Here is an 8,109-nt window from a genome sequence, read left to right on the forward strand (position 1 = left end):
ACCGCCGCAGGCGGCTGGGGCGGCGCCGCAGGCCGCTGGCCGGACCGTGACGCCCGAGAGCGGGCCCGCGGCGGACTCGGTCACGGCGAACGCGGCGCAGTCCGCGGTCTCGTGCGGACCGCAGAACGCCTCGTCCAAGGAATGCTACAGCGCCACGCAGCAGTACCGATCACCGGCGCGATAGCGACGCAATGAGGATCCAGCGGCGGGGCCGCATCCTTCGAGGCCCCCCGGGCCGGTGCGGCCCAGAGGGCCCGTCAGGATGACGGCGGCGATTCTGGCAAGAGCAGAAGCGCTCTAGCCTCTAGAGCACCTCTGCCTTTCATAGAGCCAGAGCTGAAGATCCGGAGAGCCCGCCACACGCACACCCTCATGGTGAGGAGGCGCGTAGCGCCGTCTCGAACCATGTGACGCAGGGAATACGTTGCCCCATCCTTTGGGACGCCCGGCTACGCCGGGCTCGTCAGGATGAGGACTCGGTGCCTTCGGAAAGGTCGGACCGTTTCAATCAAACGATCAACCGCTCTAGGCCGCGTTTCTGCTCGGGTCGCGCGCCACCGGGCGCGGGGAGATCTGCCCGTCGGGCAGCGGCACCGGCGGGACCGCCTTCTGGTGCCGTTCGAGTTCGCGCATGAACGCCTCGCCAGCACGGGCATCCTTGAAGCTCCAGAGATCGTTCTTCACGCCCTCGAAGATCAGCGAATAGACCGCGAGCTGGATGCCTTCGCGCACCGCCAGCGTCGCCGGCGAATTCTTGGTGAAGCCGGCGTCGGCCTGCAGCAGATGATCGACCGAGGTGTAGAGGAAGCCGGTGCCGGACAAATTGACCGAATACACGATCTTGCTGGTGGTGACCGAGGCCAGCACGCGGCCGGTCTGGACGCTGACGGCGCGAAGCGCCACCGTGATGATGTCCTGCCGATACTGGACGTTGGCGCCGATGCCGAGATAGTTGGCGCCGATGCCGCCGGTGGTCTCGTTGGTGTCGTAGCCGATCACGCCGCCCTCGAGCAGCACGCCGGCGAAGCGCAGCGGCGGCAGGCTCTTCGCCTTCTCGCCCTCGAGCGCCGTGCGGGTATTCTGGATGATCTGCCGCTCCTGCAGCAGCGGCGCCAGATCGGCGCGCTCGACGACGTCGAACCAGGCGCCGCCGCCGGCCTTGACCAGCACGTCGGTCAGGATCGAGCTGCCGCCCTGGGTCACGGCGCGGGAGAATTCGGCGAAATTGTCGTTGGACTTGTTCTGCCCGGTCAGGTCCGGGAAATTGTACACCGAGACGTCGAGCTTGCGCTTGGGCGGCGGCAGGCTCTCCAGCACGACTCCGGTCTTGGTCGGCGCCACCATCTGGGCCGGCTCGGTCAGCGGGTCCTTGGTGGTTCCGGTCAGCGCGCAGCCGCCAGCACTCAGCGCCAGCAGCAGAGCGCCGGCCATACGAGCATACATCATCAAACTAAGCCCCGTTAGGGTTCGGTCGGGCTATTACGGGCTCGTCGGGGTGGTCACGCCCGATCCACCGATCACAATCACCGGGGATGTCGACCCGCCGCCGACATTGCTGAGCGCGTTGCTCAGCCCCGACAGGTCCACGCCTTTATTCCCCGACGTTGCGCCCTTGCCCTGCGCCTGCGCCATCGACAGCAGGAAGTTACCGGCAAGGGGATTGCCACCGAGCGTCGGGCTGATCGGCCGATAGACCTGCTCGGTCGCGAAGGCCGAGCCCGACAGGGCAACGCCAACACAGAGCGAAAGCAATCCGGCAATCCTCATGACATATCTCCTGCGCGGTCTGGCCCCTGCCTACCGCTTGATCAATAAACCGCCATTCGGCAATCGCGCGATCAACGCATTGACCGGCCTCGAGCCGGGCGGCTGAATCACACCTACGAATAATCCTGAGGTGTTGATTAGCATTAGATTCGACAACAAGCTGTAACCACGCTGCAACACACCCACGGTGTTGTGATTACCGCCGATGATACCAACGTTCGACAGGTTGTTATTCCCACTTTGCCCCTGAAAAACGTAGTTGTAGTTGCCGATCTGCGTGGTAACCGCGTAGTTTCCACCACGGGCCCCGGCCGAAACCAGCTCCGGCGTCACCCCAGGCGACACATTTTGATACCCCCGGGGGACCGCGGTCCCAGCCTGCGGGGCCGGCTGCCCGACCACCGGGATCGAGTACTGCACCCCATTTCGCAGTGCGATAGACTGATCGATATAGGCCGTGCCGGCCCGGACGGGCCCGGCGACGCCGGCCGAAACCAGCAGCGCGCTGGCGAAAATGGCGTAGCTCCGGCGCTTCTTTGCGTGGCCGGCTATGGTGATACGCATGAGCTTCTCCCTAGGCCTGATTCGACGATCAGCGAGGCGCGGTAGTGACCCCGCGCCGATCCGTCGAGGATGATGGTAGTCAGGACCGTTTCGTCGCCCGGGCTCAGCTCGAACGAACCGCTTTGATGATTCTCACTTATTCCCGTTGTGCTGTTCTTGGTGACGACCAGCCGGTAGCTCCCGGTGGTTGGTCTGGCGGCGGTCGCGACCGCCTCGATCCGTAACAGGCCGTCCTCTGCTGTCGTCCGGATGTCACATTTAATAGCCGACGGCGCCGCCTCGGCGGCCGCCGGCCCCGCTGCGATCGGGACTCCGAACACTGATCCGAGCACAACGGCCGCAATCGCCGGCCACGCGCCATCCATCGACTCACACTCCCCGGCATGACGCAGGTGCGAGAAGCAGACGGCGGGGCTCACGCCCCGCCGCTGCGACCGGCTTAGTGCTGGACGACGGTCGACACGTTGTGCGAGCCGAACTGCGCGGTCACCGAGGTGTTGGAGACCGACGCGCTCGCGACCTGGCTGGTGTAGGCCTGGTTGGCGTAACCGACCTGGAGGGTCGCCTGGGTGTTCGGCTGGATCGACAGGCTCGACGGCTGCGGGCCGGTCTGGTTGGCGTAGGCGGAGTTCTGGGCGCCGAACTGGGCGATCAGCGAGGTGTTGAGGCTGCCGATGAGCGGATTCGCCACCTGGGTGGTGCCGGCGTGGTTCTTGGCACCGACCTGAATGGTAGCCGCCGCGTTGGAACCGACCGTCGTCAAACCGCTCGACTGCGTCGTGGCGGCGTCGTTCTTGTAGCCGATCTGCAGGGTGCCCTGAGCGTTCAGGCCATTGAGCTGCGAGACGTTCGAGTAGTTCTCGGCGCCGAACTGAGCGGTGAGCGATTGGTTGCCGGCGGAGAAGAGATGCTGTCCGGCCTGCGTCGTGATCGCGCCGTTGTTATAGCCGGCCTGGAACGTCGCCGCGCTGTTGTCGACGCCGTTCCAGCCGATCGTCGTGAGGAGGCCCGAACCGGTGGTGGCACCATTCGCATTCTGGTTCGTGATCTGCCAGTTCTTGACGCCGAACTGAGCGGCCGTGGAGGTGTTGTCGCCGCCCGTATAGGCGCTGAACGGCTTGTACTGCTGCGCCGCCGCACCGTTCGAGCCTTGAGTGGTGGTCGACACGTTGCTGGCACCGGCCTGCAGCGTATCGGCGCTGTTCTTGCCACCCTGCTTGTTGGTGCCCTGCGACGTGGCCGATCCGTTGTTGGCGCCGAACTGCAGCGTGCTCTGATCGTTGCCGCCGCCGGTCTGGCCGACCACCGAGCTGTTCAGATAGCCGAACTGGCCGGTCGACGAGGTGTTGGTCTTGGTGCCCTGCACACCTTCCTGATAGGTCTTCGCGTAGTTCTCGGCACCGACCTGCACCGTGCCCTGGCTGTTGTTGCCGCCGGTCTGGCCGACATTCGCCTGGTTCTTGGCGCCGATCTGCAGCGTGCCCGACGCGTTGGTCTTCGCGCCAGCCTGATCCTGAGCGGTGATGGCGTTGTTCTTGTAGCCGAACTGCGCGGTGCCCTGCTTGTTGTTGCCGCCGGTCTGGCCGACGGTCGAGGTGTTGCTGACGCCGACCTGAGCGACGAACGATTCGTTAATGCCGGCGGCCGAAGCCATCGAGGTCGAGGCCAACAAGAGGGCCAGTGCTGTCACCTTCTTCATGACGGTTCCCTGTTATCCAAAGCGGGGTCAGCGACCATCGCTGCCCTCAATGAAGAGGTTAACCCGAAGTTAAGCGACTCGACAATGGCTATCCGATTATTTAGCTTAATTGGTGCGTTGTTACTCAACGTCGTGTGCGATTCCTCACGCACGATTACTTGTTAGTTGGTTCGTTATTAGGACGGATTACGCACCGTGCGGTCGATCACGGAGCAGAAAGACTTGGAGAATGAACACTCGGGAGAAGGGTTAGACCGTCTTGTTGACTTAAACATCAACATCGTTGAAGCCTCACCGACACGGCACTCCTGCTCCGAGGCGTTGATTTCGATGTCAACAATCCAGAACCTAGTCGACAGCGGCGCACTGATCCGCATCGAAGTCGACCTCGCCGCCGGCGAGCAACCCGCTCGCCTGCTGTACGGCACGCCGGGCTTCATCGAGTGGCTGGGGACTCTGATGGCAGGAGCAGAGCCGACGCAGCGTCTCGGCGAAGCGACCGTGGCCGAACAGGTGGACTCTTTGTTCTACGCGTTCACCGCCGGCAAACAGATGATCTACACACGACAGTTTCGCGTCATTCGCGCGGAACCCAACGCCGTCTGGGAATTCAAGACGCCGGATGTGCGTATCTTCGGCTGGTTCTTACAGAGAGATTGTTTCGCGGCGGTATTTGGAGACTGGACCAACCGCGTTAAGGATCACGATTTATATCGAGGTTATCGCATTTCAATTAGACGAATTCGACGAGAATTAGGTGTAGAAGACAACCTGTGTGTGAAAGGCAGCAGCCCCGATGACGTCGTTTCATTTTGATATCGGCAGCAGGGCGCAACGTGCAGGACGGCTTATTTCGCGCGTGCGCACTGAGTTACTTCGCGTATTGTCTGAGAAGAAAAAGGCCGAAGGCCTGACACAGCAGGCCCTCGCAAAGCGGCTCGGAGTCGACCGCTCGCAGATCAACCGGCAACTGTCCGGCGAGAGCAACCTCACACTCAGAAGCCTCGCCGAGATCGCCTGGGCGATGAACATGGAAGTCTCGCTGCAGCTCCAGGAGCCGTCCCACGGCTTCGGCTGCAACGACATCAGCAGCACGTCGACGATCGGGCACGGCCCGATCAAGGTCGTCCACCTCGCCAAATCGAACGGATCTGCTGAGCCGAAGGCGCCGAGCGCGCTGTTGAAGTCCAAGGAGTAACGCGTCAGTGCAAGCGCTCGATCGGTATGGTTACTGCATCTTCTGTGACGACATCCGGATCGAACCGGGGGGGAAGCTCAGCTTTCTTCGCTGCTACAACGCCGTGATGGTCGTCGACCGACCGTTTCCGGTGCTGTTGCCGAAACTGTGCTTCCACGTCACAGTCTGCTCGCCTGCCGACAAACCCTACAGCTCGCTGATGGCGCGCTGCTACCTTCCCAACGAGGACAAGCCCGTCGCCGAGGAGCCGATCGAGGTTCCGCCGCCGAGCGCTCAGCTCGCGCTGCTGGACTCGCTCCCTCCCGGCGCGGAGGCGCCACCTTATATCGTGGTCTCGGCCAGCCTGATCATCGAGCCGATCGAGATCCGCCGCGCCGGCCTGATCCATGTGCGCGCGCTGATCGACGGCGGCCCGCTCGAGCTGCACCTCGGCTCACTTCATATTCGCGGTTGATCCGGCAGCGACTCGGCCGGTAGCGCCTCGGCCGGGCCGCTCCGGCTGGCGCCGTCTCGTTGCGTTCGCATCGCCCGGCTGCGCCGGTGATGAGCCGACACCCGATCGCCTCCGACATCGCTGCCCATTGCAAGAGCATGATCTGCCTCGTCCGGCGACAGCGTGATTAGTTAGTACCATCGCTTCACGCGCTTTGTTGATCTTTAGATCAACGATTAGCACTAAGCCGAATCAATCTGTGACGAATCGTCGAATCTTCTTTTCAAGTCTCTCGACCCGCGTATATGTAAATAAATCGTAAATCTTACGTAGTAGCAGCGCTCATGGACGACATCATCGCCTCAGCAATGCTCGTGACGCGCGGACAACTCGATCCGTCTTCGCGCGATCACGCGGCCGTCGACGTTGTCGCGCGCGACTCTCAGCACACTACGCCGGCCGAGGGCGAACTTCCGATCTCGTTTCATCAGCACGGTTTCGGCATGCTGAGCCGCGAGACTCCAGAACACCTCTCCAGGATCAGGCGTTAACGGGCAGGAGCAGGATGCATGCGTGTACTTGTCGCATTCGGGACGCGTCCGGAGATCATCAAGCTCGCGCCGGTGTATCGGGCGCTGCGGCGGCGTATGGGCATTCACACCGACACCGTGTGGACCGGCCAGCAGGTCGAGCTCGCCGCCGGCCTGCTCGAATTGTTCGACATCCGGCTGACGGTGGATGCGGGGCTCGACGTGCTTCGTCAACCGGAGTTGACCGACAAGTTCGGCGAGATCGTTCGGCTGATCGGCGATCAGCTGCGCCGCGGCCGCTACGACTGGCTGGTGGTGCAGGGCGACACCATCACCGCCGTCGCCGCGTCGATCGCGGGCTTCCTCTGCAAGGTGCCGGTGGCGCATGTCGAAGCCGGCCTGCGTACCGGCGATCTGCAAGCGCCCTGGCCGGAAGAATTCAACCGGCGACTGGTCTCTGTCGCCACCACGTTGCACTTCGCGCCGACGCCGCGCGCCGAGATCAACCTGATCCGCGAAGGCATCGCGCCGGCAAACATCCACGTGGTCGGCAACACCGTGGTGGACTCGCTGCTCGACACGCGGCGGCGCGTCGCCGGCGACTACCAGCCGATCGATCGCGCGATCTGCGACCTGCCGCCCGGCAAGCTGGTGCTCGCCACGACGCACCGGCACGAGAACATCGGCGAGCCGATGGCGCGGGTGCTGCGGGCGCTGCGGATCCTCGGCCAGGATGGCGACAAGATCGTGGTCCTGCCGGTGCACCCCGATCCCGAGGTGCGCCGAATGGCCGAGGACATCCTCGGCGCGGCGCCGAACGTCCGGCTCGTGGCGCCGCTGCACTATTCCGATTTCGTCTATCTGCTGTCGCGCGCCTGGTGCGTGGTCAGCGACTCCGGCGGCATCCAGGAGGAAGCGCCGTCGTTCGGACTGCAGGTGCTGATCACGCGCGAGACGACGGAGCGGCCCGAGGTGCTGCACAGCGGCTTCGGGCGGCTCGTCGGATCGGATACCGGGGCCATCGTACGGGGCGTTCGCGCGCTCACCGCCGCGGCCGCTCCGCAATTGTTGGCGCGGCCGAACCCGTTCGGCAGCGGCGACGCCGGCGAACGGATCGCCGCGGTGCTGGCCGGCGAAGCCGAGCAGATGCTTCAGGCTGCCGAGTAGTCGCGCAGCGGCCGCCTTGCTCCGCACGCGCCACACGGCCCGGCCTCCTGCCAAGGCTTAGTTCGCCACAATGCAGCGGCGCGGATCGTCGCCATCGAACCAGCAATGCCCCTGCGCCGCGGCGACATCGTCGGACACGACAGCGAACGTCTCTCGTTCCGGTTCACCATGCTGGACCGCGCCGACGACATCGTGCATTGCCAGATCAGCGATGCCGCGCTCGATGCGCTGGCCGGCATGAGGGGCACCGAAGGCTCGGTGCGCTCGGCGCAGTTCCTCACCCTGCGCGATACGATCGAGGCGCTCGCCAACGCGGTCTACATCCGATCGCCCGCAGTGAAGGGGCGACCGGTGCGGATCTTCCTGAAAGACGTCGGCGACGATCTGATCGGATGACCAGGCTCCGTCCTGGGCGGCTTGCCGAGACGGCCTAGTGCACCAATCGTCGACGCTCCTCCGGTGTCAGCCGGTCGATCGCCGCCTGATCGAGCGCGCCGGCGCCGATGACCTGAACGGGACTGCCTCCTGCGGACGGGTTGCCCGCCCCGGTCGCGATCCCTAGCCTTACTCACGCGAACTCCATGATCACCGCGTCGACCGCCAGCGTGGCGCCGGCGGCGGCGTGGATCTTCTTGATCTGGCCGTCGCGTTCGGCGCGCAGCACGTTCTGCATCTTCATGGCTTCGACCACGGCCAGCGTCTCGCCGGCCTTGACCTCCTGGCCTTCGGTGACGGCGATCGACACCACGAG

General features: G+C 64.2%; 12 protein-coding genes and 1 pseudogene. 7 read left to right on the forward strand and 6 right to left on the reverse strand.

The annotated features are described in order from the left end of the window. Positions 1–184 (forward strand): annotated as a pseudogene (locus IP86_RS29245) (hypothetical protein); the annotation flags it as partial. Positions 185–525: 341 nt separating this feature from the next. Here IP86_RS29245 and IP86_RS14295 read toward each other — a convergent pair. The 5 genes from IP86_RS14295 to IP86_RS14310 all read right to left on the reverse strand — a co-directional run bounded on the left by IP86_RS14295 (position 526) and on the right by IP86_RS14310 (position 4,030). Beyond that, on the reverse strand, positions 526–1,431 hold the full coding sequence (locus tag IP86_RS14295; RefSeq protein WP_245290622.1) for a CsgG/HfaB family protein: 906 nt from the start codon (positions 1,429–1,431) through the stop codon (positions 526–528). 48 nt (positions 1,432–1,479) lie between these two features. After that, a complete protein-coding gene (locus IP86_RS14300; protein WP_054163207.1) occupies positions 1,480–1,767 on the reverse strand; it encodes a curli assembly protein CsgF in 288 nt (95 codons plus the stop codon). 30 nt (positions 1,768–1,797) lie between these two features. Further along, complete coding sequence (locus IP86_RS14305) at positions 1,798–2,331, reverse strand: hypothetical protein (protein WP_054163208.1); 534 nt, start codon at positions 2,329–2,331, stop codon at positions 1,798–1,800. After that, positions 2,316–2,696 (reverse strand): curli-like amyloid fiber formation chaperone CsgH, encoded by a 381-nt coding sequence (csgH, locus tag IP86_RS28715; RefSeq protein ID WP_156332509.1) that lies wholly within the window; start codon positions 2,694–2,696, stop codon positions 2,316–2,318. The genes IP86_RS14305 and csgH overlap by 16 nt, the downstream gene beginning before the upstream one ends. A gap of 74 nt (positions 2,697–2,770) precedes the next feature. Next, positions 2,771–4,030 carry a hypothetical protein gene (locus tag IP86_RS14310; protein WP_054163209.1) on the reverse strand — a complete coding sequence of 420 codons (1,260 nt, stop codon included), beginning with the start codon at positions 4,028–4,030 and terminating at the stop codon, positions 2,771–2,773. A 195-nt stretch (positions 4,031–4,225) separates the two neighbouring features. Here IP86_RS14310 and IP86_RS14315 point away from each other — a divergent pair, with 195 nt between their 5' ends. The 6 genes from IP86_RS14315 to IP86_RS14340 all read left to right on the forward strand — a co-directional run bounded on the left by IP86_RS14315 (position 4,226) and on the right by IP86_RS14340 (position 7,754). Continuing rightward, on the forward strand, positions 4,226–4,846 hold the full coding sequence (locus IP86_RS14315; protein WP_245290623.1) for a hypothetical protein: 621 nt from the start codon (positions 4,226–4,228) through the stop codon (positions 4,844–4,846). Next, entirely contained in the window at positions 4,827–5,228 is a 402-nt protein-coding gene (locus tag IP86_RS14320) for a helix-turn-helix domain-containing protein (protein ID WP_054163210.1), read from the forward strand. Before IP86_RS14315 ends, IP86_RS14320 begins: the two co-directional genes overlap by 20 nt. Positions 5,229–5,235: 7 nt before the next feature. Beyond that, complete coding sequence (locus IP86_RS14325; protein ID WP_245290624.1) at positions 5,236–5,682, forward strand: hypothetical protein; 447 nt, start codon at positions 5,236–5,238, stop codon at positions 5,680–5,682. Positions 5,683–6,005: 323 nt separating this feature from the next. Then, on the forward strand, positions 6,006–6,212 hold the full coding sequence (locus IP86_RS14330; protein WP_054163211.1) for a hypothetical protein: 207 nt from the start codon (positions 6,006–6,008) through the stop codon (positions 6,210–6,212). 18 nt (positions 6,213–6,230) lie between these two features. Continuing rightward, on the forward strand, positions 6,231–7,358 hold the full coding sequence (gene wecB, locus IP86_RS14335) for a non-hydrolyzing UDP-N-acetylglucosamine 2-epimerase (protein WP_054163212.1): 1,128 nt from the start codon (positions 6,231–6,233) through the stop codon (positions 7,356–7,358). A gap of 105 nt (positions 7,359–7,463) precedes the next feature. Then, entirely contained in the window at positions 7,464–7,754 is a 291-nt protein-coding gene (locus tag IP86_RS14340; RefSeq protein WP_054163213.1) for a DUF1488 family protein, read from the forward strand. 172 nt (positions 7,755–7,926) lie between these two features. Here IP86_RS14340 and IP86_RS14345 read toward each other — a convergent pair. Beyond that, positions 7,927–8,109, reverse strand: a 183-nt coding sequence (locus IP86_RS14345; RefSeq protein ID WP_054163214.1) for an acyl-CoA carboxylase biotin carboxyl carrier protein subunit, incomplete at its 5' end; no start/stop codon positions are given.

Origin of the sequence: Rhodopseudomonas sp. AAP120 (assembly GCF_001295845.1) — a bacterium.
Lineage (GTDB): Bacteria > Pseudomonadota > Alphaproteobacteria > Rhizobiales > Xanthobacteraceae > Rhodopseudomonas.

Coding starts and splice junctions, on each gene's coding strand:
- IP86_RS14295 (WP_245290622.1), bottom strand. CDS start 1,431: ATGGCCGGCGCTCTGCTGCTGGCGCTGAGTGCTGGCGGCTGCGCGCTG.
- IP86_RS14300 (WP_054163207.1), bottom strand. CDS start 1,767: ATGAGGATTGCCGGATTGCTTTCGCTCTGTGTTGGCGTTGCCCTGTCG.
- IP86_RS14305 (WP_054163208.1), bottom strand. CDS start 2,331: ATGCGTATCACCATAGCCGGCCACGCAAAGAAGCGCCGGAGCTACGCC.
- csgH (WP_156332509.1), bottom strand. CDS start 2,696: ATGGATGGCGCGTGGCCGGCGATTGCGGCCGTTGTGCTCGGATCAGTG.
- IP86_RS14310 (WP_054163209.1), bottom strand. CDS start 4,030: ATGAAGAAGGTGACAGCACTGGCCCTCTTGTTGGCCTCGACCTCGATG.
- IP86_RS14320 (WP_054163210.1), top strand. CDS start 4,827: ATGACGTCGTTTCATTTTGATATCGGCAGCAGGGCGCAACGTGCAGGA.
- IP86_RS14330 (WP_054163211.1), top strand. CDS start 6,006: ATGGACGACATCATCGCCTCAGCAATGCTCGTGACGCGCGGACAACTC.
- wecB (WP_054163212.1), top strand. CDS start 6,231: ATGCGTGTACTTGTCGCATTCGGGACGCGTCCGGAGATCATCAAGCTC.
- IP86_RS14340 (WP_054163213.1), top strand. CDS start 7,464: ATGCCCCTGCGCCGCGGCGACATCGTCGGACACGACAGCGAACGTCTC.